The sequence below is a fragment of the Rudanella paleaurantiibacter genome (assembly GCF_009184635.1).
Taxonomy (GTDB): Bacteria; Bacteroidota; Bacteroidia; order Cytophagales; family Spirosomataceae; genus Rudanella; species Rudanella paleaurantiibacter.
The window spans coordinates 50484-74973 of the sequence record NZ_WELI01000005.1; the positions used below are offsets into that span (position 1 = coordinate 50484).

At 51.4% G+C, this 24490-nt stretch carries 22 protein-coding genes and 1 pseudogene; 8 read left to right on the top strand and 15 right to left on the bottom strand.

Annotated features, from left to right (window positions below; all coding sequences use genetic code 11):
• Positions 1–5 precede the first annotated feature (5 nt).
• Together F5984_RS12325 and trmB are read left to right on the top strand one after the other, a co-directional pair.
• Positions 6–1304, top strand: coding sequence for a bifunctional folylpolyglutamate synthase/dihydrofolate synthase (locus F5984_RS12325; RefSeq protein ID WP_152124584.1), 1299 nt, complete (start codon positions 6–8; stop codon positions 1302–1304).
• A complete protein-coding gene (gene trmB, locus F5984_RS12330) occupies positions 1304–1966 on the top strand; it encodes a tRNA (guanosine(46)-N7)-methyltransferase TrmB (protein ID WP_152124585.1) in 663 nt (220 codons plus the stop codon). Before F5984_RS12325 ends, trmB begins: the two co-directional genes overlap by 1 nt.
• A 44-nt stretch (positions 1967–2010) precedes the next feature.
• Here trmB and gap read toward each other — a convergent pair whose 3' ends face one another.
• Positions 2011–3003 (bottom strand): type I glyceraldehyde-3-phosphate dehydrogenase, encoded by a 993-nt coding sequence (gene gap, locus F5984_RS12335; protein ID WP_152124586.1) that lies wholly within the window; start codon positions 3001–3003, stop codon positions 2011–2013.
• A 1013-nt stretch (positions 3004–4016) separates the two neighbouring features.
• On the opposite strand from gap, the gene F5984_RS12340 reads away from it, so the two are divergent.
• Positions 4017–4838, top strand: a complete 822-nt coding sequence (locus F5984_RS12340; protein ID WP_152124587.1) for a 2,3,4,5-tetrahydropyridine-2,6-dicarboxylate N-succinyltransferase — start codon at positions 4017–4019, stop codon at positions 4836–4838.
• Positions 4839–4996: 158 nt separating this feature from the next.
• Complete coding sequence (locus F5984_RS12345; protein ID WP_152124588.1) at positions 4997–5488, top strand: helix-turn-helix transcriptional regulator; 492 nt, start codon at positions 4997–4999, stop codon at positions 5486–5488.
• Between the two features lie 647 nt (positions 5489–6135).
• Here F5984_RS12345 and F5984_RS12350 read toward each other — a convergent pair.
• Positions 6136–7590 carry a tetratricopeptide repeat protein gene (locus tag F5984_RS12350; protein WP_152124589.1) on the bottom strand — a complete coding sequence of 485 codons (1455 nt, stop codon included), beginning with the start codon at positions 7588–7590 and terminating at the stop codon, positions 6136–6138.
• A gap of 80 nt (positions 7591–7670) precedes the next feature.
• Positions 7671–10220, bottom strand: coding sequence for a DNA gyrase subunit A (gene gyrA / locus F5984_RS12355; protein ID WP_152124590.1), 2550 nt, complete (start codon positions 10218–10220; stop codon positions 7671–7673).
• A 409-nt stretch (positions 10221–10629) separates the two neighbouring features.
• Here gyrA and F5984_RS26540 point away from each other — a divergent pair, with 409 nt between their 5' ends.
• Positions 10630–10806 carry a hypothetical protein gene (locus F5984_RS26540; RefSeq protein WP_185155501.1) on the top strand — a complete coding sequence of 59 codons (177 nt, stop codon included), beginning with the start codon at positions 10630–10632 and terminating at the stop codon, positions 10804–10806.
• A 12-nt stretch (positions 10807–10818) separates the two neighbouring features.
• On the opposite strand, the gene F5984_RS12360 is transcribed toward F5984_RS26540, so the two are convergent.
• Both F5984_RS12360 and parS read right to left on the bottom strand, forming a co-directional pair.
• Positions 10819–11304, bottom strand: coding sequence for an RES family NAD+ phosphorylase (locus F5984_RS12360; protein ID WP_152124591.1), 486 nt, complete (start codon positions 11302–11304; stop codon positions 10819–10821).
• A 15-nt stretch (positions 11305–11319) separates the two neighbouring features.
• Positions 11320–11730, bottom strand: a complete 411-nt coding sequence (gene parS, locus F5984_RS12365) for a type II RES/Xre toxin-antitoxin system antitoxin (protein WP_152124592.1) — start codon at positions 11728–11730, stop codon at positions 11320–11322.
• A 128-nt stretch (positions 11731–11858) separates the two neighbouring features.
• On the opposite strand from parS, the pseudogene F5984_RS12370 reads away from it, so the two are divergent.
• Positions 11859–13423 (top strand): annotated as a pseudogene (locus F5984_RS12370) (M81 family metallopeptidase).
• 88 nt (positions 13424–13511) lie between these two features.
• Here F5984_RS12370 and F5984_RS12375 read toward each other — a convergent pair.
• From F5984_RS12375 to F5984_RS12410, 8 genes are all read right to left on the bottom strand, one after another.
• Positions 13512–14060 (bottom strand): hypothetical protein, encoded by a 549-nt coding sequence (locus F5984_RS12375; RefSeq protein ID WP_152124593.1) that lies wholly within the window; start codon positions 14058–14060, stop codon positions 13512–13514.
• 181 nt (positions 14061–14241) lie between these two features.
• Positions 14242–16149 (bottom strand): molecular chaperone DnaK, encoded by a 1908-nt coding sequence (gene dnaK, locus F5984_RS12380; RefSeq protein ID WP_152124594.1) that lies wholly within the window; start codon positions 16147–16149, stop codon positions 14242–14244.
• Between the two features lie 210 nt (positions 16150–16359).
• Entirely contained in the window at positions 16360–16581 is a 222-nt protein-coding gene (locus F5984_RS12385; RefSeq protein ID WP_152124595.1) for an MbtH family protein, read from the bottom strand.
• A 23-nt stretch (positions 16582–16604) separates the two neighbouring features.
• On the bottom strand, positions 16605–17516 hold the full coding sequence (gene hemF, locus F5984_RS12390) for an oxygen-dependent coproporphyrinogen oxidase (RefSeq protein ID WP_152124596.1): 912 nt from the start codon (positions 17514–17516) through the stop codon (positions 16605–16607).
• A gap of 76 nt (positions 17517–17592) precedes the next feature.
• On the bottom strand, positions 17593–18213 hold the full coding sequence (locus tag F5984_RS12395; RefSeq protein ID WP_152124597.1) for an AlbA family DNA-binding domain-containing protein: 621 nt from the start codon (positions 18211–18213) through the stop codon (positions 17593–17595).
• A 286-nt stretch (positions 18214–18499) separates the two neighbouring features.
• Positions 18500–19375, bottom strand: a complete 876-nt coding sequence (locus F5984_RS12400) for a universal stress protein (protein WP_152124598.1) — start codon at positions 19373–19375, stop codon at positions 18500–18502.
• Positions 19376–19399: 24 nt separating this feature from the next.
• Positions 19400–20215: a universal stress protein gene (locus F5984_RS12405; protein ID WP_152124599.1), complete on the bottom strand. Its 816-nt coding sequence runs from the start codon at positions 20213–20215 to the stop codon at positions 19400–19402.
• A gap of 38 nt (positions 20216–20253) precedes the next feature.
• Positions 20254–20496 (bottom strand): hypothetical protein, encoded by a 243-nt coding sequence (locus F5984_RS12410; protein ID WP_152124600.1) that lies wholly within the window; start codon positions 20494–20496, stop codon positions 20254–20256.
• A gap of 233 nt (positions 20497–20729) precedes the next feature.
• On the opposite strand from F5984_RS12410, the gene F5984_RS12415 reads away from it, so the two are divergent.
• Complete coding sequence (locus F5984_RS12415; RefSeq protein ID WP_152124601.1) at positions 20730–21839, top strand: L,D-transpeptidase family protein; 1110 nt, start codon at positions 20730–20732, stop codon at positions 21837–21839.
• Between the two features lie 128 nt (positions 21840–21967).
• On the top strand, positions 21968–22366 hold the full coding sequence (locus F5984_RS12420) for a hypothetical protein (RefSeq protein WP_152124602.1): 399 nt from the start codon (positions 21968–21970) through the stop codon (positions 22364–22366).
• An 85-nt stretch (positions 22367–22451) separates the two neighbouring features.
• Here the strand turns inward: F5984_RS12420 and F5984_RS12425 are convergent, their stop codons facing one another.
• Both F5984_RS12425 and F5984_RS12430 read right to left on the bottom strand, forming a co-directional pair.
• A complete protein-coding gene (locus F5984_RS12425; protein ID WP_152124603.1) occupies positions 22452–22847 on the bottom strand; it encodes a DUF983 domain-containing protein in 396 nt (131 codons plus the stop codon).
• A gap of 226 nt (positions 22848–23073) precedes the next feature.
• Positions 23074–24486, bottom strand: a complete 1413-nt coding sequence (locus F5984_RS12430; protein ID WP_152124604.1) for an MBL fold metallo-hydrolase — start codon at positions 24484–24486, stop codon at positions 23074–23076.
• Positions 24487–24490: the final 4 nt, after the last annotated feature.

Sequence of the window (24490 nt, forward strand, 5' to 3'; positions counted from 1 at the left end):
TTAGTATGACCTACCACGAGACGATTGACTATTTGTATAGTCGACTTCCCGTATTTCATCGTGAAGGCCCGAAAGCGCTGAAGCCTGGACTGGGCAACACCATACGACTTTGTGCCTATCTGGGCGATCCTCACACCCGTTTTCGTTCGATTCATGTGGGTGGCACAAACGGGAAGGGCAGTACCTCGCATATGCTGGCAAGCATCTATGCCGAAGCCGGATACCGGGTGGCGCTGTACACCTCGCCCCATTTAAAGTCGTTTACCGAACGAATCCGTATCAACGGACAGCCTATCCCTGAATCGGAGGTCGTGCAGTTTGTGGCCGAGCACCGCGAATTGATCGAAGAGGTCAGTCCTTCGTTTTTTGAATTAACGGTGGCCATGGCGTTCGATTATTTCGCTCGTGAGCAGGTCGACCTGGCGATAATCGAAGTGGGGCTGGGCGGCCGGTTAGACTCAACGAATGTGATCACCCCGATGCTTTCACTGATCACCAATATTGGTTTCGATCACATGGATGTGTTGGGGGATACACTGCCAAAAATTGCTGCGGAGAAAGCCGGGATTATTAAACCGGGTGTGCCCGTTGTTATTGGTGAATACCTCCCCGAGACCCGACCTGTTTTTGACCAAAAGGCAAACTCCGAGGGCGCACCTATTTATTGGGCGTCGGAGCGGTTCAGGGTCATTGATAAAGGAGTTGTAAACGAGTTGCGCCAGCTTGCGGTGACCGATCTGAGTGGGGCAGGGGAGACGGTTGATACCTATTCGCTTGATCTTTTAGGTGGGTATCAGCAGCTGAATATCCCGGCTATTTTGCAGGCGGTGGAGGTCTTGCAGGAAGTGGTGCCCGTTACTGTTGAAGCGTTGCAGAATGGCTTATCCAGAACCGTTTCGAACACTGGATTGCAGGGGCGTTTTCAAACGATTTTACGGGAGCCACGGGTCATTTTAGACACGGCCCACAACGTTCCTGGGATGGTTAATTTGCTCGAATCCATTCGTTCTGTTCCCCACACACAATTGCGAATTGTAATCGGCGTAGTGGCAGACAAAAACCCGCAACCCCTTATCGATTTACTACCTATTGATGCGCAATATTACCTTTGTGCAGCCAATTCACCACGTTCACTTCCCGTTGATCAGTTGGCCCATTATTTTGTGGGCAATGAGTTGAATTACAAGGTGTTTAATAATGTAAATTGCGCCCTGGAGCAGTGTATTTACGATTCTAAACACGGTGAATTGATACTTGTAACAGGCAGTAACTACATAATTTCAGAAGTAAATAGTTTAACATAGTGACACGACGTAAACTTCAGCGATTCTTACAAAATTCAATCGCTACAAATGTAATTGAGAACGGTAAACCATCGTATTCGACCATCAAAGGCAACTGGAAACGCGAGCAGTTTAAGAACGAAAATCCCCTTGTGTTAGAGCTGGCCTGTGGCAAAGGCGAATACACGGTTGGTCTGGCTGAGCACACACCGAATCGTAATTTTATTGGGGTTGATATTAAGGGAGATCGGATTGCCCGTGGGTCGCAATTAGCCCTACAGAAAGGCCTTGACAACGTCGCTTTTTTGCGGACGGATATTCAGTACTTACGCGAGTTTTTTGAACCGGGTGAGGTAAGTGAAATCTGGATAACGTTCCCGGATCCACAGCCACGCGACAAGCAGGAGAAACACCGGTTGACGCATCGGCGCTTTCTGGATATCTATAAGGAGTTGCTGGAGCCTGGCGGGATTTTACATCTGAAAACGGATAATGCTCCGTTCTTTGAATATAGTCTGGAAACCCTGCCCACCAATGGATTTGTCGACTTAGTGAGTACACGCGATTTGTACAACTCACCGATGAATAATTGGCATCATGGAATCAAAACCAAGTACGAAGCCATGTTCTTTGAGAAAGGTTTTTCCATCAACTATTTACAATGCAGAAGGGGCAATCGGTAATTACCGATTGCCCCTTCTGCATTGTAAATAGTATGTGAATCTGATTACATCAATTTCGCAATCAGATCTGCCACGCGGCTTGAGTAGCCATACTCGTTATCGTACCAACCAACAACTTTGGCGAGTGTGCCGTTGGCAGTTGTCAATTTTGAATCAAAAATACACGAGTGCGGGTTGCCAATGATGTCGATTGACACGATCTCGTCCGTGCAGTATTCCAAAATTCCCTTCAAAGGTCCTTCTGCTGCTTCTTTCAGCGCGTTGTTAATTTCTTCAGCTGTTGCTTCGCGTTTCAGAACAACGGTAAGATCGGTAATTGACCCGTCTGGCGTAGGAACGCGCATCGCGTTGCCGTCCAGTTTACCTTTCAATTGGGGCAGAACCAAGCCAACAGCTTTTGCCGCACCGGTTGAGGTGGGTACAATTGACAAAGCTGCGGCCCGTGCCCGGCGCAGATCGGAGTGGGGGGCATCCTGCAGATTTTGATCGGCTGTGTATGCGTGGATCGTTGTCATGTAGCCCTTTTCGATGCCAAAAACATCGTCCAGAACTTTTGCCATTGGCGCCAGGCAGTTCGTGGTGCAGGAAGCGTTTGAAACGATAGTTTCAGTACCTGTCAGGGTATCTTCATTAACGCCCAGAACGACAGTTGGAATATTTCCCTTAGCAGGAGCTGAGATTACTACCTTCTTGCAACCTGCCTGAATGTGCTGGCCGGCACCAGCTTCATCTACAAAGCGGCCAGTTGATTCCAGTACTACATCGATTGCTAAATCTTTCCAGGGTAATTGTTTGGGATCACGCTCTGCATAAGCGTGAATTTTCTTGCCATTCACGGTAATACTTTCGTTATCGGAGGTGATTTCATCTCCAAAACGGCCATGTACCGAATCGTATTTAAGTAAATGGGCCAAGGTCGCATTATCTGTCAAATCGTTGATGGCAACGATTTCGATATTTTCTTTTTCCAACATGCGCCGGAAAGACAATCGGCCAATACGACCGAAACCATTAATGGCAACGCGAATTTTTTCCATCAGTACAACTAAAAAATTGATTATGGCTCAAATATAGGGGAATTCGTTAGATACCTAAGCACACAAGAGAGTAAGCATCTATAAAAAAGGATTTAGCAAAATAAGGAAAAGGTAAGTTAGTATTTTAAGAAAACAGTGAATTTTTAGCAGCAAATATTAGTTTAACTAAGATAAATTTAGCTGAATATACTAAAATTACTAATAAATAGTAGCAAATTAGGACTGTTTTACTAATCGATATGCTAATTCATTAGATTTTACTAAATAAAGTACTTATACGAGTTTTGCTTGCTAATGCTGTCTTTATCCCTTATTATCATGCTTGCAGAGACAACTCATCTTTAGAATTCCTATATCTTAGTATATAGCACAATCATAGTTCTATTATGCTTTACTCAAACGATTACGTTATTCATTTTTTGTTGATTCAATGAATAGAATAGGGAGTGCGCATAAACTTTCGAATTGTTAGACTGCCTGTATTGTACACTAGTTTAAGCAGTTAGAGAGCCAGAAAATACACCAGGATTTATACTCACCCTCCAAACGGCTTAGACAGATCAAATAGGATTGGTATAAATTTAATAGCTTCATCTTTCTATTTGAAAGAGGCTGTGGTTTGGATTCATTTTCCAATGTATGTAGCAAGCAAATTGCTACTCTACAGTCAAAGTCAGACAATGACACAAATCCTTTCCAATCCAACTATGACACCTCTTATAAGAGGAACGTTTCTTATCCACAGATACGAACTTAGAATACCTATAGCGGAATGATCGTCGTCATGTAGAGCTTTTTAATACGGTAGAGCAGGAGAGAGGCCGCTGGTGCTTTTTGACACCTTTACGCGATAGTCAAAGCCTATGGCAGTTATATTTTTAATATATTTGTACGGTACGGATTCAACTCAAAATAAGCAGTCTTAAGAACGCAAAATATAATTTTGTGCAAAAACATAAAGCTCTGACTTTGAGTTAATTAGACGTCTATTATTAAATATTTACTTGAATACAATGACTGACCAAATTCTAATTGAAAATGCTTGGGCGGACCGCTCTTTACTACAAAACGAAGAAACAATAGCTGCTGTTCGAGCGACCATAGCAGCTCTCGATTCAGGGAGTATCCGGGTGGCTGAACCCAGCACCGAAGTCGAGGGAGAGTGGAAAGTAAATGACTGGGTAAAGAAAGCAATTCTACTTTTCTTCGTTAGCCAGCAGATGAACGAACAGGAAGTTGGAATCTTTACCTACCACGATAAAATTCCGCTGAAAACAAACTTTGCTCAGAAAGGCGTACGCGTAGTACCTCCAGCCGTTGCCCGGTACGGATCATATCAGGCCAGTGGGGTTATCCTGATGCCATCGTACGTGAACATAGGAGCGTACGTTGACGAACGTACAATGGTAGATACCTGGGCTACGGTTGGAAGTTGCGCCCAGATTGGAAAAGACGTACACCTCAGTGGGGGAGTTGGTATTGGTGGCGTTCTAGAGCCACCCCAAGCAGCACCTGTTATTATTGAAGATGGCGCGTTTATTGGATCGCGTTGTATTGTCGTAGAAGGGGCTCGCATTGGAAAACGGGCTGTTTTAGGAGCTGGTGTAACAATCACGGGCTCATCAAAGATCATTGACGTAACCACACCAGATGCTAAAGAGTATCGTGGCTACGTACCTGATGACTCGGTTGTGATTCCTGGTTCATATACTAAAGAGTTTGCAGCCGGGTCGTTCCAGGTTCCGTGTGCGTTGATCATTGGTAAGCGTAAGGCATCTACTGATTTGAAAACTTCGTTGAATGAAGCATTGCGTGAAAACAATGTAAGTGTGTAAAGTTCAACTTGCTCACAAACACATACACTTCAATTGTAAATTTACATTTAACTACAGTACATTTTTAAATAGTTAGCAGATTTACAATTGAAGTGCATTACTTTATAATTTACAAGTAGCTATATTTGCAACAAGAGCATCTTGTTAATCATTTAGACATGTCAATCAACGATAAGATTAAACAGATTTTATTGACAAAAGGCTACTCTCCGTCTCATTTTGCAGATGAAATTGGCGTTCAGCGATCCAGTATTTCACATATTTTATCAGGCCGAAATAGACCGAGTTTCGATATTATCCAGAAGATAATTAAACGATTTCCTGATCTTGGGTTTGAATGGATTTTAGAAGATGATGCGCCTTCACCATCCCCATTCAATCGTTCGACTGCTGCGCCGTCAAGTCCGTCTTTACGCGGCTCCTTTCTGAATGATCAGGCGGCTCCCGAGCCAATAGGGCGCGCACAGAATACACTGACTAACCGTACCAATCGAACTGAAATTAGTGGTATACGTGACGATGAGTACTCTATGCCTTACACGGATGCCATTGCTCAGCCTGCAAACAACCTAAATCAGACCAAAAAGAAGGTAGAGCGTATTCTTATTTTCTACACGGACGGCTCTTTTCAGGAGTATAATCCTTCTTAATAGTCCAGGTACTATATTCCTGGAAAAACCCATTTCCCATTCACCAGAGCCCTTTTTTGCCAATGTACTGTTTCACAATACATTAGTGTTCCACGTGGATAACTTGTTAATAACCTGTGGGTATTGAATTCTGTAAGTGTATAAAATGGCTTGGGGAACTAGGCCATTTTTATTTGGTTAGTGAACCAAACCGGTATCACGAGCTAAGGTCAATTGAGCCGACAATATGCAAATCTGTGATCTTTCCCTACACGCTGGCGAATGGCTATACAGCTGGACCAACCAAACCAAAATAGAATACTCAACAAAGGTTTTAGAATCCGTGAGTGGAGTGATTTTAGAACACATCGTAGTTCGTAAGTTTGATGACTTACAAAGTGCAACAAACTTAAAACTGGCGCGAGATCTGGATAGCTGAACATTCTAGAACTTTTACTCCTGGATCTTTTATCTTTATTCTTCTACTTTTAAAACTCTGAGCAAGTTTTAAAACCCATTTCTCTTGTTCCTTAATTCTCTTTCTTATCTAGTTAGTACCTGTTCAAATGAATGGATAACACACCCATTTATTTGTTTTATAATTTATATTATGTTAAGTAGTGTTTTTCAAAATAAGGGGATGACCATTTTGGTCATCCCCTATGTACTTACTTTGTCTCTACGCAAACTACTTTACGCTCTTCATACTGCTTCAACAGATTCTCTGCCTGCTGAATGCTATTGTTGAGGTCCTCTTCGTTTGCCTTCACAGCTTTGGCTTTCATGAAATACGGCAAAGCTTGCTTAAAACGACCGCAAACCTGACCTTCGATTTCTTTGCCACGCTTATTGTATTCAGCCATATCCATAGAACCCAGCGCTTTGTTCAACTCGGCTCCTTCATTATAAAAGAAAACGCCCATGTTGAAGTTGGCATCGTAGTTATTAGGATCAATGGCTAAGGCCTTCGTGTAGTATTGCTTGGCCAGATCACGCTGCTCTGTTTGCTTCGCTTTCAGATCAGCTACTTTCTTCTCCGTAGCCGCAACATCCACACCCTTGCTTTGCTCTTCTTTCACCTGGGCTTCTAGCTCCGCTACGCGTGCTTTCGCTTCCTTCTGACGGTTTTGTACTTCAGCCAGCTGACGCTTTGCTTCAGCTGCTTTCGGGTTCTTCTTAATCACACCACCCAAACGCAGGATCTCTGAATTGAACGCTTCCAGAGCGTCCTTTTCAGCCGCCAGCTTCTTAGTCAGGGTACCGCCTTTCTTCGCTTCGTCGCTCAGCTTCCGAATATCATCCCCCATTTTAGCGGCTGCGTTATCGTAAAGGATCGCGAGGTTTACTACATTCTGTACGTTGTTGGGCTCTTTTTCAACCAACTGCTTCATACCTGCAACCGCTTCGTCCATCCGGTTCGAGGCCAGAAGGATATTAACACGCTCCGCAGCGAGGTCTTTGTTGTTTGGCAAGGCTGTCAAACCTTTGTCAATAGCTCCGAGTGCCTTGTCAATTTCCTTATCATTCCGGTACAGCGAAGCAAGCGAGTAAAATACGCTGGGGTCTTTACCCCCATTAGCCGCATACCGTTCCAGTTGCTCTTTCGCTTCACCACTCATTTGTGCCTGCTGAGCAGCAATACCTGCATACAAAGCGGCCATGGTATCCTTAGGCATGATAGCACCTGCCATAGTCATCAGTTTCAATGCACCCGCGTAGTTTTTAGACTGATACCGCGAAGCACCCTGATTCATAAAGGCACTGTACAGCTTCTGCCCTGCCAGAGCTTCGTTCAGTTCTTTACCCGACTTACCCCCGTTAGGCTCGACTTCAAGACCTTTCTTGTACGACTCATAGGCCGTCATAGCCGCGTTGGTATCCAACTTCGAATACACACCCGTCTGGTCGAGGGCAATCGCTTCGTAAACCTGTCCGCGAACGAGCCAGGTTTTCGCCTTACTGGCCGCCTTGCTACCTTCGCTAACATCTTTATCAATAGCGGCTTTAGCTTTGTCCAGAGTGCCACTCTGCAACTGTAGCATGGCATTCGTCTGGGCAGATGCCGGTTTTACGGCCGCCAGCACCGTCAGGCTGAGTGCCGAAGCAACTACGAGTTTTTTCATTGTACTTAATTAGGGTTGATTAATTTATTGTGAACGCAAAAGGGTATTCTTACCATTAACCTCTACAGAGGGCCATCGGTTCATTCTACCGATGGATCGCCTGCCTCGGCAACGCCTACACTACCATCTGTCAACGGAGCGTCCTCCTCTTCTTCCTTCGTGATTTTCGTCACTGAAGAGATAGAATCCTGCTTCAGTTCGATCAGTTTAACGCCTTGGGTATTCCGACCACTCACCCGAATATCTTTCACTGGCGTGCGAATCGCAATACCAGAACGGTTGATAATCATCAAATCGTCATTGTCGGTCACGTCCAGGATAGCTACCAGATGCCCTACTTTATCGGTTACTTTGAGCGTACCTACGCCCTTAGCTCCCCGATTGGTCACCCGGTATTCATCCACCTGCGAGCGCTTGCCATACCCATGTTCCGAAACGACGAGCAGTTGGGTATCGGGCGAGCTGATACAAACCATACCCACTACCTGATCGTCGGCTTCCTCGTCATCCAGCGTAATCGCTTTCACACCGGCTGCCTGACGACCCATAGGCCGTACCCGACTCTCGTGGAACCGAACTGCCTTACCCTGCTGCGAAGCCACGACAATATCGTTATCACCATTGGTAAGGCAAACCGATAACAGACAGTCTCCCTCATCAATCGTAATCGCAATAATCCCGTTCTGACGGGGCCGTGAGAAGGCCTCCAGCATGGTCTTTTTGATAGTCCCCTGCTTGGTACACATCACAATGTAGTTATTGTTGATGTAGTCGTCGTCTTCGAGGGTTTTAATGTTAATCACCGCCCGAACCTTATCGTCGCCTTCAATATTGATCAGGTTCTGAATCGGACGCCCTTTTGCCGTACGATTTCCTTCGGGCAATTCGTGCACACGCTTCCAGAACAAACGACCCTTATCCGTGAAGATAAGCAGGTAGTTATGCATAGTTGCCGTAAAGAGGTGCTCCGTGAAGTCATCGTCTTTCGTCGATACGGCTTTAGCCCCTACCCCGCCCCTTGTCTGGGTCCGGTATTCCGTCACAGGCGTCCGCTTCACGTAGCCATCATGCGAAATGGTGATCACCATCTCCTCATCGGCAATGAGCGACAGGTCGCTGATATTGCCATCCCCGAAAGGATTAATCTGTGTCCGGCGCTCGTCGCCATAACGCGCCTTGATGTCCTGAATCTCGTCACCGATAATGCCGCGCTTGCGTTCGTCTTTGGCCAGAATGTCTTTGTAATCGGCAATCTCGACCATCAGCTGATCGTATTCCTGCTGAATCTTGTCGCGCTCCAGACCCGTAAGCCGTTGCAGACGCATTTCCAGAATAGCCTTGGCCTGCACTTCCGACAGACTGAATTTCTCTATCAGACCATTCTTCGCCACCTCTGCATCCCGGGCCGAACGAATAAGGGCAATCACTTCATCGATGTGATCGAGAGCGATCAGCAGACCCTGCAAAATATGCGCACGCTTTTCAGCCTCGCGCAATTCGTACTCAGTCCGGCGGGTAATCACCTCGTAACGATGCTCCACGTAGTAGCGGATCATGTCTTTGAGGTTGAGCATCATCGGGCGGCCTTTGACCAGAGCCACGTTGTTGATACCAAACGACGACTGTAACGAGGTGTATTTGTACAGATTATTGAGGACTACGTTCGGAATAGCATCCCGACGAATATCGTACACAATCCGCATCCCGTCGCGGTCTGATTCATCCCGGAACGCCGAAATACCCTCAATCCGCTTCTCATTAATCAGTTCAGCGGTTTTCTCTAGCATTACCGCTTTATTGATCATGTACGGAATCTCCGTCACAATGATCTGGGTTTTGCCTTTATGCTCTTCAATAGTCGCGTTAGCCCGAATCACCACTCGTCCCCGACCGGTGCGGAAAGCAGACTGTACCCCTTCCATCCCGTAGATCGTTCCACCGGTGGGAAAGTCCGGTGCCTTTACGTGCACCATCAACTCCTCAACCGTTATCTCTGGGTTTTCCAGGTAGGCAATAATTCCATTAGCCACCTCCGTGAGATTATGAGGTGCCATATTGGTGGCCATACCCACGGCAATACCCGACGAACCGTTGAGCAGCAAGTTTGGCAACTTGGCCGGCATCACGCTCGGTTCTTCGAGGGAATCGTCGAAGTTAGGCTGAAAATCAACGGTTTCTTTATAAATGTCTCCCAGGATCTCATCGGCAATCCTCTTCAACCGAGCCTCGGTATAACGCATGGCTGCGGGCGAGTCGCCATCGACAGAGCCAAAGTTACCCTGCCCGTCCACAAGGGGATAGCGCAGCGACCAATCCTGGGCCATGCGCACCATTGTATCATACACTGAAGCATCGCCGTGCGGGTGGTATTTACCCAATACCTCCCCAACGATACGGGCCGACTTCTTATAGGGTTTATTGTAATTGACGCCCAGTTCCGCCATACCAAACAGCACCCGCCGGTGAACCGGCTTGAGTCCGTCGCGTACATCGGGCAAGGCCCGGGAAATGATAACCGACATCGAGTAATCGATATAGGCACCACGCATTTCGTCCTCAATATTAATAGGAATGATGTTGGTTGGACCGTCGGATTCGGGCAGGTTTGCACCGGTTATTTCTTCCGCCATGTTAGAGGGGTTTCACAAAAAATTTCTATTTCGCTCTACAAACGACGTAGAGGGAACGATATAGACAAATATACAAATTTTTTCCGTAAAATGAAAATAACGGCCAAACAACCGCCTTAAAGACCCAAAAAGGCCTATCAAGGAGCCCTTTCTAACTACCAGTAATCACACACTGACCAAACAACCCGGTTATACGTCAGGCTTAGCGGAGTGCAATTTTCTGGTCTCATCTCTAAGACTCTTTTTGGAGCGTATAGTTTAATCCGGCAAACACGCACAATCCTCCAGTGTCCCCCCATCACTCAACCGACAGGTAACAACTTTGGAAAGGAGCCCACTTACCCAGTATTCTGAACATTAGGGGCTTGGCACCGTTCTGCCTGTAGTTCTCACAAACCGACATTCACATATGGAAACGAACCGATTCTTTTCTCTTCTTTTGATTGCCCTCACGCTTACCCTGAGCAGCTGCGATATTATCGGGGGAATTTTTAAGGCCGGCGCCTGGACAGGCATCATTGGTCTGCTACTGGGTGTAGCTCTGGTTATCTGGCTTGTTTCTAAACTTTTCGGAGGTCGGCGCTAACCAATGGCTGTGTCACTGCCCATCCCGCCATAGTCGGCGCTCAATTGGGAAGGGTTCACTTTTCAACACCCGGATATCCGCAAAACGGGGATGGAACGGGTGGATAAGGTAATTGACCGACATAGGCACAGCAACCGAAGGGACGGCCACCATGAGCGTATCCGGTTTTTCGAGCCAGGGACGCAGAATCCACTGTGTCTGCTCATAACTCTCCGCATTCCAGTACGCGGGCAGATCAGCTACAGAATAGGTTCGGAGGGGACACCCTTCAGCCTCATCGGGCACCTGAAGGGTAAACAGATACAATGCGGGTAGTTTTTCGTACCGAACTCCCGGTTGGTGTACGAGGGATTCGATCAGAGCAAGCGAGGGCGACGATGTAGCATATAGCAACGGGGACCCTTTGGGGTTCCAACGCCCGCCAAAAAGCCGCGCCCCTTCGGTCCCAAGCGGGTCGGCTACGTATTTCGCCTTTACGGTTCGGTAAACAGTCAGCATCAAAAACCCGGCGAATTACCCGACAATCCCGTGTTCAATCCGACCCAGCACGTCATCGACCAGACCAAAGCCAGTGGTTGTGTCGAGCAACTGAATGGGGGCCTGCTGCGCCAATTCACGGATGGGCGTTCGGAGCCACGAAGCTACGGTTTCGGCATCCCCATCGAACACGTCGAGCGCGTGACGCAGGAGATTGGTCAACAACAAAAGCCGCTCCGACGAATCGCGGGCCAGCCGATCTTCGTCTTTCAGGCGGTGCATATTCCGCTCTGACATATTCAGAATCGGGGCCATCTCCTTATCCGTCAGGCCAACCAATTCGGCAACCTGATCGACCTCAACCCGCGGAACCCCCTGCCGCGAACGGGCAATCATCATAAAAGGCGGGTACGAAACCGGCAAAGCCTGGGCAGTTGCGTGTGTCATAAGCTAACGAGTGACTAATTGCACGAATATAACTGCAATTAGTCACATCTGGTTCATTCAGAGAAGTTCTCCCCTCACAAACCAGCTTGTCTATACCAATGAGCCGTTCCATCGCTTAACTTGGCGACATGAACAAGCTACTCTCTGCCGTTTTTGTATGGCTGACCGTTGGGCCCGCCCTTTTCGCCCAACCCGCCAACGGCCGACTCCCACGAATTGCTATTGCAGGACTGGGCATCGAATCGAGCACGTTTTCGCCCGCTGTTACCCACGAAGAAGCCTTTCATGCCCGGTACGGCCCCGAGGTCTTCAACGCCTATCCGTTCCTGATGCCGATGGCGCCCCTACGCAAACAGGCCGCATGGGTACCCACCGTGATGGGAAAATCGCTACCCGGCGGGGCTGTCACCCGGCAGGCCTACGAGTCGCTGGTGAACAAAACCCTCGACTCGTTGCGCAAATACGCTCCGTACGACGGCCTTTTTCTCGACATTCACGGGGCCATGAGTGTGCAGGGACTCGACGACCCCGAGGGAGATTTTATCACCCGAATCCGGCAGGTAATCGGGTATCAGACTCTTATCTCTACCTCAATGGATCTGCACGGCAACGTTTCGTGGCGGCTCGCCCAAAACACAGACCTGATGACCTGCTACCGGATGGCCCCGCACGAAGACGCCATGCAAACCAAAGAACGGGCCGTCGTGAACCTCCTCCGGCGTATCCGGAGTGGGCTGGGCAAACCCGCATACAAAGCCCTTATTACCGTACCCATTCTGTTGCCCGGCGAAAAAACAAGTACCCGGATTGAACCCGGCAAGAGCCTCTACGCACAGGTGCCCCCCTTGCCGACGGACAACCGGGAATTGTGGACGCCGGCATCTGGATCGGGTACGCCTGGGCCGACGAACCCCGCAACCATGCCGCTGTCATGGTGACCGGCGACGATAAAGCCAAGGTATCCCAGACAGCCGAAACCCTCGCCCGTCAGTTCTGGGATGTGCGTAAGCAGTTTGCGTTTGTTGCTCCAACCGCTCCACTCGCCGAATGCATCGACAAAGCGCTCAAGAGCAAAAAACACCCGTTTTTCATCAGCGATATGGGCGATAACCCAACCGCTGGTGGGGCGGGCGACGTAACCTGGACACTCACCCAGATTTTGAACCAACCGGCATTTAAAGACCCCAACGGCCCTTCGCTTATCTACGCATCGATCCCAGACCCGGAGTTGGTCAAAAAAGCCATTGCCGCCGGTGTAGGTGGACAGGTTAGCGCCAAGGCCAGTGCCAATGTCGATGCCCGATTTGCTCCGCCGGTGCCTCTGAATGGAGTGGTACGAGCCATTGAATACGGCGACCGGGATGCCGAAGTTGAAGTAGTGATGCAGGTAGGCAGCGTTCGGGTAATTGTAACCCAAAAACGAAAGCCCTACCATAAGGAGAAAGATTTTACCCGGCTCGGCCTCAACCCACGGCAAGCCGATGTCGTTGTGGTGAAAATCGGGTACCTTGAGCCTGAACTGTACGCCATGCAAGCCGACTGGCTGATGGCCCTCACCCCCGGGGGAGTCGATCAGGATTTGTTTCGCTTGCCCTACAAGCGGATTCAGCGCCCCATGTTTCCCTTCGATACCGATATGCCTACGCCTGACCTCTCGGCCAAACTAGTTCCGGTATCAGGTAGTACCAAGTAAGCGTATTCTACTGAGCTGAAACTACGGGGGCGGGTCGAGATTTCATTTCTCGATCCGCCCCCGTTTCATAATCACTTCATTAAACAGCTCAGAGCGCCGTCAGATCCATACCGTCATTCAGGTTCGGTGTAGTGCTGATGGTCATTACAGTCTCACCCCGGTTATTTTTACGAATCGCGTAATAATAGGTTCTGGATTTAAGCTCATCGGCAGTCGCATCGCGTTTAAAGTTTTGGCTCGCGGCACAGGAGTAATACCCCCGCATGGTTCCCCGCGCCGGGCGAATCGAAAACGAACCGGCCCCCTCATCAAACGTCACCGTACCCGCCGTAAACGCATACGATTCGGTTCGGCACGAGTAGGTCGTGGCCGAGTTAATGGTGTAGACCTCGTATTTTCCATTCGTACTAAAGTCGAAGAGCATACCCTGCTCAAAAGCCTTGCCGCTGTACGAGCCATTGTAATTCCAGAAATCGGTGGCCGAAAACGAACCCCCATACACCCATTTCCCCTTAGCCCGCGCCGGGGTTGTCGTGTGTGGTTCCGGTTCGCCCCCAGCATCGGCTCCTCCCGACGGTGTACAGGCAACAGCCGCAAGAGTGCCCCAGAGAAAAAGTACCCGAATTAGCGTGTTCATCAGCGTATGTTGTTTGGTTACGGACCAAAATTGGGTGTCCAATACCCCACAACGCGACCTTTACCTGCACGAACAGCCATGTTGCTCAACTGAACTGCGCGAATCTGGTTCTTAACCGGGACAGGTAACCAACAAAAAACCCCGCCGTTTTGGGGCGGGGTTTTCCAGAAACAGGTTCTGCTTATTTCACTTCTTCGTAAGGCACATCCGACACGTCATCGGCAGGCTGCCCCTGTCCATTGGCCGCGCCAGTAGCAGCGCCATCAGCGGGGTTAGCTCCCTGCGTAGCGTTGTAAATGTCCTGCGAAGCGGCATTCCAGGCATTCGTCAGGGCCGCCAGTGCGGTATCGATAGCAGCCGCATCGCGCGAGCCGTGAGCCGTGCGCAACTGCGCGAGGCCGTCTTCAATCGCTTGCTTGTTAGCGGGCGTCAGTTTGTCGCCATAATCTTTCAGCTGCTTCTCGGTCTGGAAGATCATCGAGTCAGCTTGGTTCACTTTCTCGATTTTTTCCCGCTCCGCCTTATCCGCAGCTTCGTTGGCTTTCGCTTCGTCGCGCATCCGGTTGATTTCAGCGTCGGTCAGACCGCTCGATGCTTCAATTCGGATTTTCTGCTCTTTACCCGTTCCTTTATCACGGGCCGTTACGTTCAGAATACCGTTGGCATCAACGTCAAAGGTCACTTCAATTTGCGGAACTCCACGCGGTGCCGGTGGGATATCCGACAGGATAAACCGACCCAACTGCCGGTTCTGAGCGGCCATCGGGCGCTCGCCCTGCAACACGTTGATTTCTACACTTGGCTGGTTATCTGATGCCGTCGAGAAGGTTTCGGTTTTCTTGCTCGGAATCGTGGTGTTTGCCTCCACCATCTTTGTGAACACGCCACCCATCGTTTCGATACCCAGCGACAGCGGGATTACGTCGAGCAGGAGTACGTCTTTCACTTCACCGGTCAATACGCCACCCTGAATAGCTGCGCCTACGGCAACGGCTTCGTCGGGGTTAACGGCTTTCGAAGGCTTCTTACCAAAGAGTTTCTCTACCTCTTCCTGTACTTTCGGAATCCGGGTAGAACCACCCACCAGAATCACCTCATCGATCTGACCGGCGCTCAGACCGGCGTTTTTGAGGGCCCGGCGGCAAGGCTCCAGGCTACGCTGCACCAACGAATCGCTCAACTGCTCAAACTTCGCGCGGCTCAACGAACGCACCAGGTGCTTCGGAATACCATTGACCGGCATGATGTACGGCAGGTTGATTTCCGTTGACGCTCCGCTCGACAGTTCAATTTTCGCTTTTTCGGCGGCTTCTTTCAACCGCTGCAGAGCCATCGGGTCCTGACGCAGGTCGATACCTTCGTCGCTCTTGAACTCATTAGCCAGCCAGTCGATGATCACCTGATCGAAGTCGTCGCCCCCGAGGTGTGTGTCACCATCGGTCGATTTTACTTCGAATACACCGTCGCCCAGTTCGAGGATCGAGATATCGAACGTACCACCACCGAGGTCAAACACCGCGATTTTCATGTCTTTATCGGTCTTATCGAGACCGTAAGCCAGAGCCGCTGCCGTGGGTTCGTTGATAATCCGCTTCACATCGAGACCGGCAATCTGACCGGCTTCTTTAGTCGCCTGCCGTTCGGCATCGTTGAAGTAAGCCGGTACCGTAATCACGGCTTCGGTTACGGTTTGCCCCAGATAGTCCTCCGCGGTTTGCTTCATCTTTTGCAGAACAAGCGCCGAGAGTTCCTGCGGGGTATATTGACGGTCACCGATCTTAACCCGGGGCGTATCATTCGCTCCGCGCTCAACATCGTAAGCCACCGTTTTCATTTCGTTCTGTACTTCGTTGTAACGCTTACCCATGAAGCGCTTAATCGAAGAAATCGTATTTTTCGGGTTGGTGATTGCCTGACGTTTGGCCGGATCACCTACTTTGCGCTCCCCGTTGCCGTTATCCATAAACGCGACCACCGACGGAGTAGTCCGACGTCCTTCGCTGTTTGGGATAACCACGGGCTCGTTACCTTCCATAACGGCCACGCACGAGTTGGTTGTGCCTAAGTCAATGCCAATAATCTTGCCCATAGTCTGGTTTAGTTATGTCTAATTCTGTTGTAATTCCTGACAGATACCTCCCCTATTGCAAGGGATATGCCAGCCGCTTATAGGGCTTTTTTTTATGACAGATTGACAGCATAAAAGGAGGTAACGGGCAAGGTTGGCAGACCACTAACCCACACTCTGACACGCTGCCAGTACAGACCGGGTTAGGTATGTACCGGCAGTCCCAAGCTGTTATTCGCCCCGCTGTTGGGCTTCTTCCATCCGCTTGCGTAAACTCAGCGGACGCATGTCTGTCCAGACTTCTTTGATGTATTCCAGACACTCCGCTTTCGTACCCTGCTTACCGGCGTCATTCCAGCCCAGGGCGTTTTCGCGGTCGGCGGGCCAGATACTGTACTGTTCTTCGTGGTTGACCACAACTTTATACATCGTGTTGTCTTCGCGCTCTTCCATGAGGTAGTTTTTGGTTAACTAGATTATTTCCCAACCCAATCTACTCCTTTTCGCAGAAGGATCAAGGTGCGGGCCTCTTCGGAACCGGGTTGCGGCTGATGGTTATAGGTCCAGTTGGCCTGCGGGGGCATACTCATCAGAATCGACTCGGTACGGCCGTCGGTTTCGAGACCAAACTTGGTGCCCCGGTCCCATACCAGATTGAACTCTACATAACGCCCGCGCCGGAGCATCTGCCACGCTTTCTGCGCTTCGTCGTAAGGCAGATCGCGGTTCTGATGCATATAGTGCGTGTAGATTGGCGCAAAGGCTTCGCCTACATCCTGCACAAAGTGGAATAGTTCAGCCTTATGCTCGGGCGACTCGGGGCGGAGATGATCGAAGAAAATGCCACCGATACCGCGGGTCTCCTGCCGGTGTTTGAGGTAGAAATAATCGTCGGCCCAGGGCTTAAACCGGGCGTAGTAGTCCGGGTTGTGCTTGTCGCAAACGGCTTTAAGCTGCTCGTGAAACCAACGGGCATCGGCATCAACCACGTAGTGTGGAGTTAGGTCAATACCACCCCCGAACCAGTTGTGCCCGGTACTCATCTCGAAGTACCGCACATTCATGTGGATGATGGGCACCCTGGGGCTGTGCGGATGCAACACAATAGATACGCCCGTGGCAAAAAACGTAGGGACTTCGCCGTTTTGCGCTGTAATCCCAAGCTGACGCAGGGTACCTTCGGTGGCTTCGCCATGCACAACCGAAAAGCCAACACCTCCTTTTTCGATAACGGCCCCGTTGGCCAGCGTGCGCGAGCGACCTCCGCCACCGCCGGGCCGCTCCCAGCTATCCTCGCTAAAGCGCCCTACACCGTCGGCCGTTTCGAGCGAGTGGCAAATCCTATCCTGTAAGCCCCCAAACCAGTGGGCAATATCTTCCTTTGTCATGTATCAATGATTGTCATACCCGATTTGGTGCGTAACAAGCGTCGCGTACTAAACCGGGGAAGCGCAAAACTACACCTTAATTCACTTTGAGGGCAAACCGGGCGGGCCGGGGCTTATCGATGAGAATCAACAGCCCCTGCTCGGTCAGTTGCCGAAGAAGCTTGTTGGCCCGGTAATCGGAGATGTTGACCAGTTTGGCCAACCGGTCGGCCGTGATGTAATCATTCTTGCGCAGGTACTGCACCAGCGTGCGCACGTTGGGCGACTGTAGCAAGGTTTTGTCGGCTGAGTCCTGCTCCATAATGAGCTTGTTGGTCGGCACCGATTTATCCTTCACCCGAACATAAATAGTTCGACGCCCCTGATCGTCGACGGCATAGTGCGGCTTTTCGGTGCTTTCCGGCACATCGATCACAAGCACAGGGCGCCCATCGCCATACACCACCTCGTAGCTCACCGTGATGGGCGGCTCCACCAGCAGGTCGGTGGCCTGTTCAATCTTGCGCATCTCCCGTATTTCGGACTGAATACCGACCATCTTTCCGTCATCGTCGACGCCAATCAACAGCGTGCCGCCCGCCGTATTGGCAAACGCGCACAACGTCCGGGCAATGCGGGCCGGGGTCGAAATGGTACTTTTAAACTCGAGCCGGGAGCCTTCGCCCTGGGCAATCAGATCGGGAAGCTTTGAGACCATACTACGCTAACGACGGTTTTTGGTGTAGAGTTTTACGGGCAGCCGTTAACCGGAACGGAAATAGAGAAGTAGATATAAGAAAAGGGACTCTCTGCAGAGTCCCTTTTAAAGCGTTTACGCAATTGGGCAGAATTAGTTTGCCCCACTGGGGCTCCCTGTTACTAGCTCAGTAACAGACCCGCTTCTACCCCGTAGGGGTTTTCCGCCTACAGAAGCACCGGTTTCGAATACAAGTCTGTTTTTAACCAAAAACGACAAACTAAATACTATAAACCCAAAAGCCCACTTACAAATACGTAGCAAACGGCACCTCAGTTGGGTCGGTACTGGCGGGAGTAACGGGGGTGGCATCGTACAGGGCCAGCAAAGGAACCCGTGGGTGATACGCCAGCGAACGGGTCACGCTACGGCCAAATAAAGCATCGACCAGACTCTTACGGTGCGGTACCGTTACGAGCAGATCAACCGGGTGGGTTTCCAAGTACGCGTCGATACCCCGCACTACCTCGTTATCGTGAATGTAATACACCAGCGGCTTCGCCGGATCAAAGTATAGCTGCAACCGGTCGAGCGTTTCGGGAGCGATTTTCGTCTCTTTGCGGTCGGGATTCTCAATGGTTAACACTGTTAGATCAGCATTTTTAGCCTCCAGTATCCCTTTTACCGGGTCCAGACATTCGGTCGAGCGGACGAAGTTGGCGTCGGTGGCCAGCACCACATGCGCGAGAGGCCGGATGGGTGCCGTTGCCGGAACCACCAGCACATGGGCCGTAGCCGCCCGGATTACCCCGGTCGACACGCTACCCAGCCATTCGCTGCGACCGGCTCCGGTAGCTCCCAGTACCACCCAGTCGAACGACTCGTTGGCAAGGATGGCTTCCAGCGCGCTCACCGGCCCGCCGGCCAGCGTCCGGATTTCAAACGTATGGGTTGGTGTGAGCGACGCGGCTTCGAGCGACTCTTTCAACTGGGTCAGTTCGTCGGCGGCTGCCTGCCGCAGCGTTTCCATAGCGTAGATAGCCCCGTTGGCGGCTTCGAGCTCGATGGGGTACGCATTGAGCAAACAGAACTGAGTGGGCACGTCGCCGAAAAGCGTTTGTGCGTAGTTGATGGCGTGCGTTGATGCGGCCGAAAAGTCAGTTAAAATCAGAACCTTGTTCATAGTGAATGAGAAAATGTAAAAACGTTAAACAACAGCCAGCACAGGTACAATCGCCTGGCGGGCAACCTGCTGCGTGACCGACTCGGTGAGCCAGATCTGAAACCGGCTATGACGCTTGGGCAGCAGCACAATCAGATCGGCACGGGTCTGGGCGAAGTACGCATCGAGTGCCACCGTCAGGTCGTTGCCGGACAAAAACTGAAAGGTGTGTGGTTGATCGATAAATAGGTTACGGATGGCCTCGGCCCCCCAGCGGTGCAGGTCGGTCGGGGTATCTTCAACACAAACAATGTCGAGCGTGGCATCGAGCAGTCGCGCAAACCGCTTCACGTTGCCCAGCGTCAAGACGTCAACGGGCTCCTCTAAATCCACGGCCAGCACCACCGACCGAATGGGCGTGTAAACCGTGCCGGGCGGGACAAGCAACATGGACACGAGCGTTTCGGGAATCAACTGGGTCGCCAGGCTGCCTTCAATTCGGGCGCGGTAGGGTTCGTCACCCACGAGGCCCATCACGAGCAGATCGGGTTTGCGGTCGCGTACCTCCGCTTCGATACAGGCTGCCGGATCGCCCGGCCGGGCCACCACTTCCACGAGGAGTAGTCCGCCGGTCTGCTCCCTGATCGAGTCGCGCAGATCATGAAGCCGATGGAGGCAGGCCTGTTTAGCCCCTTCGTCGGCCGAGGTCAGCCACTCGTGAGCCGGTGCATTGGCCGGCAGCGGATCGTACGCGTTCAGAATCACGAGCTGCGCGTGCAGGGTAAACGCCATTTCAACAGCGTAATCAATTGCCCAATGGGCGTTTTCGGAAAAATCGGTTGCCAGTAGGATAGTTCTCATGAGAGTCGTGGTACAGGTTCTTTGCGATTCTTGCCCGATCAATTTACCAGAATCTCTTTTTCTTCCTGATATTGCTGCCGACCATCGGACCAGTTGAGCCGGGCTCGCCAGCTCCCTTTGGCCAGTTGTGCCGTCGATACCACATGACGCGCTTTGCCCGACGGGGTGACACCCACGCAGATTTTCTCGTCGGCATCGTTGCTCCGGCAGAATGTCAGCTCGGCCCGCCGGAAATCGGGCAAGACAAACACAACAGATTGGGTGGCAGGTTCGAAGGTCATGGTGATAAAGAGCTTAGTGATCAAAACGTTGATTGACACCACAAAACTGCCCCCTGTCTGCCAGCTTCCCCATGACCACGCTTAGACATCCGTCTGATTTAGTTCAGCCCGACACCTGCACCGCATCAGGCAGAAACCGAAGGCGGTGAAGTAATTTTGTTGGATGGGTAAAAAAGTGAGGAAGGCCAGGCATTGCACAACTAAAAACCAAAAACGATAAACCATAAACTCCCATGACAACCCGGTTGCTCCTTCTTATTAGTTTGCTTTTGCCCTTGCAAAGTATAGGTCAATCGGCCGAAGACTGGACGCGGTTGCGCGGGTATGGCGAAAGCATCGGGGTCGAGCCGGTTTGCAAAACACCTTTGCCCGACCGAGCCTGCCTCACTACGTATCTTTCAGAGGTAATTTGGGGGAAGCCCAGCCGGCGGCTCGGGTATCAGGGTGTTACGCCACAAATGGATTCGGTACGGCTGGGGCAGCTTGTCGACCGCGTGATAGTAGGCGGCAACTGGCCTCCACTGCTCGACTCCCTCGAATCGCACGACCCGCACTACCGGCAACTGAAAGAGTATTGCTGGCGCTGTTTGCTCGACGATTACGTGGGCGACTCGCTCACCATTGAGCAGATCAAGGCCAGTTTGCACACCTACCGCTGGCTCAACCGGTTTCCGGCCGACAAACGGGTAATCGTGAACCTCCCGTCGGCTACCCTGCGGGTGATCGATCGGCAGGGCGAAACGAGACTCAGCAGCCGGGTGATTGTAGGCAAACGAAACACCCCGACGCCCGTATTTACGGCCCGCATCACCGACCTCGTTACCTATCCGTACTGGAACGTACCCCGCTCCATTACCGAGAAAGAGCTGTTTCCGAAGATTAAACGAAATCCGGCCGCTATCGACGACATGAATATGCAGGTGATCGACAGCAAAGGACAGGTAGTTGACCCCACCACCATAAACTGGGCCGCGCTCACGCCGAAAACGTTTCCGTACCGGCTCCGGCAGTCCACGGGTTGCGACAATGCCCTGGGCCTGATGAAGTTTAACCTCGGCAGCCCTTACGATATTTACCTGCACGACACCAACGCCCGGCACCTCTTCAAAAATGAAAACCGGTGGCTGAGTCACGGCTGCGTTCGGGTTGAGAAACCCGTAGAGCTGGCCAACGAATTACTGGGCTCCAACCGGTTTACGCCCGCGTACCTGAACAGCTGCCTCAAGGCCAAAACACCCCTAACGATTCGGCTGCCCCGGCCGGTGCCTGTTTTTATCATCTACAACATTCTGGACATCGACGAAGCCGGAGCCGTACGGGTGTACCGCGACGTGTACCGCTAAGCCAGGCACGGGTAAGAATCAGCCGTTTGGCTGACGGAGCGCAGGAAATGAGTTGGACCAACGGGCTAACTATGCAGTCGGAACCTGAATTAAGTTCCGAAACCCAACGCCAATACGCCAACTCCCGCATGAAAACCGAACAACTCAACTACCTGTCGCATCAGCACATCGAAGTACGCCTTTGGCACGAGGAAATCACGTTTGTTCAGGTCGAGCTGCCTCTGCTCGAAAAAATGTTCGACCTCCTCGACCGGCAGGCACTAACCCCCGAAGCGCAGAAACAATTCGACGCACTCAAAAGCCATATCGCGCACTTCTACCGTCTCATTCCGCGACTTAGCGGAGATATTGAGGAGTACGATCAGACGGTGGTTCAATCCTGGCAGAACAAACAGGCCGTACCCGCTGGGCTACGGCGCGACCACCGCTACATTCGGCAGGAGATGGATGATTTTCACGCCGACTATACCCGCATGAAACGCGAGCTGCGCGCTTTTGTGGCCTTGCACGAATCCTTTTTTGTGTAGTTTTTATTTACCCCCGTAACGCAAACGACCACCCGGCTGGGTGGTCGTTCTTTTTTCAAGATCTATTGTTCGTCAATTGGGCGTTTCAATGCCCGGCCGGGGCGGGTTCTTTTTTAGCCGCCGGGTCATACCCCACAAAAATATTAATCCAGGTACGCCGGGCTATCCGGAAGAAAAAGGGCGTCAGCAGCACGAGCGCGGGCAACAATCCCCACAGCAGGTCGACAGGGTCAACGTCGAGAAACACAACAAACAGGAAAAACGACGTCACGATGGTGGCCACGTACAAAGCGTAGCTCACGTACATCGAACCGAAATAAAAGCCCGGCTCCGGCTCAAAACGCTGCCCACAGGCGTGGCAGTGCGTGTGCATCTGATCGAACTCCCGGCTAAACGCGGTTGCACTGGTAAACATATCCCCCTCGTGGCAACGAGGGCATTTATTGAATAAGATGCTATACAGCTTGGTGCCTTTCAACATGACGGCAGGTGATGCAGGGCTCCCATTCAGAGCCCCTTGGTTGTGGGTTATTATCAATAACAAAGGTCACTGATTACGCAGTACATAGCCAGTCACAAACGCGGACATTCGTAGTACAAATCAACGATTTTCATTATAGCGACCGGGGGCTCTATTAAACTGAAGCGGGCTGAATTTGCCGCCTGTAATTACCTGTTGGCAAACTCAGCCCGTTTAATCGTTGCACTTAGAGCAACGTGGTAGGGCACACATAATCAGTCAGTGTGAGTTTACCGGTTGCCTTGATGGCGGCAAAACCACCGGCCACCTCCACGAGATTCTCGAATCCACGCGCTCGCAGAATCGATGCGGCTGTCATAGACCGATACCCGCTGCCACAATGCAGGTAGTACGTTTCGGCCCGGTTCAGTTGCGCCATGTTGGCGTTGATAAAGTCGAGGGGAAAATTCTCGGCACCCACCACATGCTCCGACTCAAACTCGCTCCGACGGCGAACGTCGAGCACCTTTAGATCGGGTTGGGCAGCGAACCGGTCGGCAAAGTCCCCGGCCGAAATAGACTCGATCGTGTCGGCCGGTCGGCCATCAGCAACCCAGGCAGCAAAACCACCCTGCAAATACCCAATGCAATTGTCGTACCCCACGCGGGCGAGCCGCAGCACGGCTTCCTCTTCGCGGCCTTCGGGCGCAACGAGCAGAATGGGTTGCTTCAGGTCGGTCACGAGTGTACCTACCCAACCGGCAAACTGCCCTTCGAGACCGATATTAATCGCGTTGGGAATAAACCCTTTCGCAAACGTCTGCGCATCCCGCACGTCGAGCACCAGAGCCTCAACCTCATTGGCGGCTGCCTCAAAGGCCCCCGGCGACAACGCCTGCGTACCCTGCTTCAACACCGTGTCGACGCTATCATAGCCCATTTTGTTGAGCACCGCATTTTTGGGAAAATACTGCGGGGGCGTGTTCAGCCCGGTGAGTACCTCGCGCACAAACTCCGCTTTCGCTTTGGCCTGCAACGCGTAATTGAATCGCTTCTGGTTACCCAAGGTATCGGTTGTTTCCTTACTCATATTCTTGCCGCAGGCCGAACCGGCCCCGTGACCGGGGTACACAATAAGGCTGTCGGGCAGGGGCAGAATTTTGGTGTACAGGCTGTCGTATAAATACCCGGCGAGGTCTTCGCGGCTCAAATCTGACTTAACGGCCAGGTCGGGGCGCCCCACATCACCGATAAACAGGGTGTCGCCGGTAAAAATGGCCTGCTCCTGTCCGGCTTCGTCGATGAGCAGGAACGTACTCGATTCCATCGTATGCCCCGGTGTGTGCAGCACTTTTATCTGCACCCTACCCAGCGTCAGAATCTCGCCATCCTGCGCAATGTGGGCGTCGTAGTTGGGCTGCGCCGTGGGGCCAAAGACAATGGTAGCCCCGGTTTTGGCAGCCAGCTCAAGGTGGCCCGACACAAAATCGGCGTGGAAGTGGGTTTCCAGCACGTACTTGATCCGGGCGCCGTCGGCAGTGGCCCGGTCAATGTACGGTTGCGGTTCGCGGAGGGGGTCGATGATGGCGACCTCACCGGCTGACTCGATATAATAAGCGGCTTCGGCCAGACAGCCGGTATAAATTTGTTCGATTTTCATGGTA

Bases quoted from the DNA above. Each gene is read 5' to 3' on its own strand.
- F5984_RS12405 (WP_152124599.1), bottom strand. From the start codon at position 20,215: ATGAGAACTATCCTACTGGCAACCGATTTTTCCGAAAACGCCCATTGG.
- F5984_RS12395 (WP_152124597.1), bottom strand. From the start codon at position 18,213: ATGGTCTCAAAGCTTCCCGATCTGATTGCCCAGGGCGAAGGCTCCCGG.
- F5984_RS26540 (WP_185155501.1), top strand. From the start codon at position 10,630: ATGGAAACGAACCGATTCTTTTCTCTTCTTTTGATTGCCCTCACGCTT.
- F5984_RS12400 (WP_152124598.1), bottom strand. From the start codon at position 19,375: ATGAACAAGGTTCTGATTTTAACTGACTTTTCGGCCGCATCAACGCAC.
- F5984_RS12345 (WP_152124588.1), top strand. From the start codon at position 4,997: ATGTCAATCAACGATAAGATTAAACAGATTTTATTGACAAAAGGCTAC.
- F5984_RS12360 (WP_152124591.1), bottom strand. From the start codon at position 11,304: ATGCTGACTGTTTACCGAACCGTAAAGGCGAAATACGTAGCCGACCCG.
- gap (WP_152124586.1), bottom strand. From the start codon at position 3,003: ATGGAAAAAATTCGCGTTGCCATTAATGGTTTCGGTCGTATTGGCCGA.
- F5984_RS12420 (WP_152124602.1), top strand. From the start codon at position 21,968: ATGAAAACCGAACAACTCAACTACCTGTCGCATCAGCACATCGAAGTA.
- hemF (WP_152124596.1), bottom strand. From the start codon at position 17,516: ATGACAAAGGAAGATATTGCCCACTGGTTTGGGGGCTTACAGGATAGG.
- F5984_RS12375 (WP_152124593.1), bottom strand. From the start codon at position 14,060: ATGAACACGCTAATTCGGGTACTTTTTCTCTGGGGCACTCTTGCGGCT.
- F5984_RS12415 (WP_152124601.1), top strand. From the start codon at position 20,730: ATGACAACCCGGTTGCTCCTTCTTATTAGTTTGCTTTTGCCCTTGCAA.
- gyrA (WP_152124590.1), bottom strand. From the start codon at position 10,220: ATGGCGGAAGAAATAACCGGTGCAAACCTGCCCGAATCCGACGGTCCA.
- F5984_RS12325 (WP_152124584.1), top strand. From the start codon at position 6: ATGACCTACCACGAGACGATTGACTATTTGTATAGTCGACTTCCCGTA.
- F5984_RS12410 (WP_152124600.1), bottom strand. From the start codon at position 20,496: ATGACCTTCGAACCTGCCACCCAATCTGTTGTGTTTGTCTTGCCCGAT.
- F5984_RS12340 (WP_152124587.1), top strand. From the start codon at position 4,017: ATGACTGACCAAATTCTAATTGAAAATGCTTGGGCGGACCGCTCTTTA.
- F5984_RS12385 (WP_152124595.1), bottom strand. From the start codon at position 16,581: ATGGAAGAGCGCGAAGACAACACGATGTATAAAGTTGTGGTCAACCAC.
- F5984_RS12350 (WP_152124589.1), bottom strand. From the start codon at position 7,590: ATGAAAAAACTCGTAGTTGCTTCGGCACTCAGCCTGACGGTGCTGGCG.
- F5984_RS12425 (WP_152124603.1), bottom strand. From the start codon at position 22,847: ATGTTGAAAGGCACCAAGCTGTATAGCATCTTATTCAATAAATGCCCT.
- F5984_RS12430 (WP_152124604.1), bottom strand. From the start codon at position 24,486: ATGAAAATCGAACAAATTTATACCGGCTGTCTGGCCGAAGCCGCTTAT.
- dnaK (WP_152124594.1), bottom strand. From the start codon at position 16,149: ATGGGCAAGATTATTGGCATTGACTTAGGCACAACCAACTCGTGCGTG.
- parS (WP_152124592.1), bottom strand. From the start codon at position 11,730: ATGACACACGCAACTGCCCAGGCTTTGCCGGTTTCGTACCCGCCTTTT.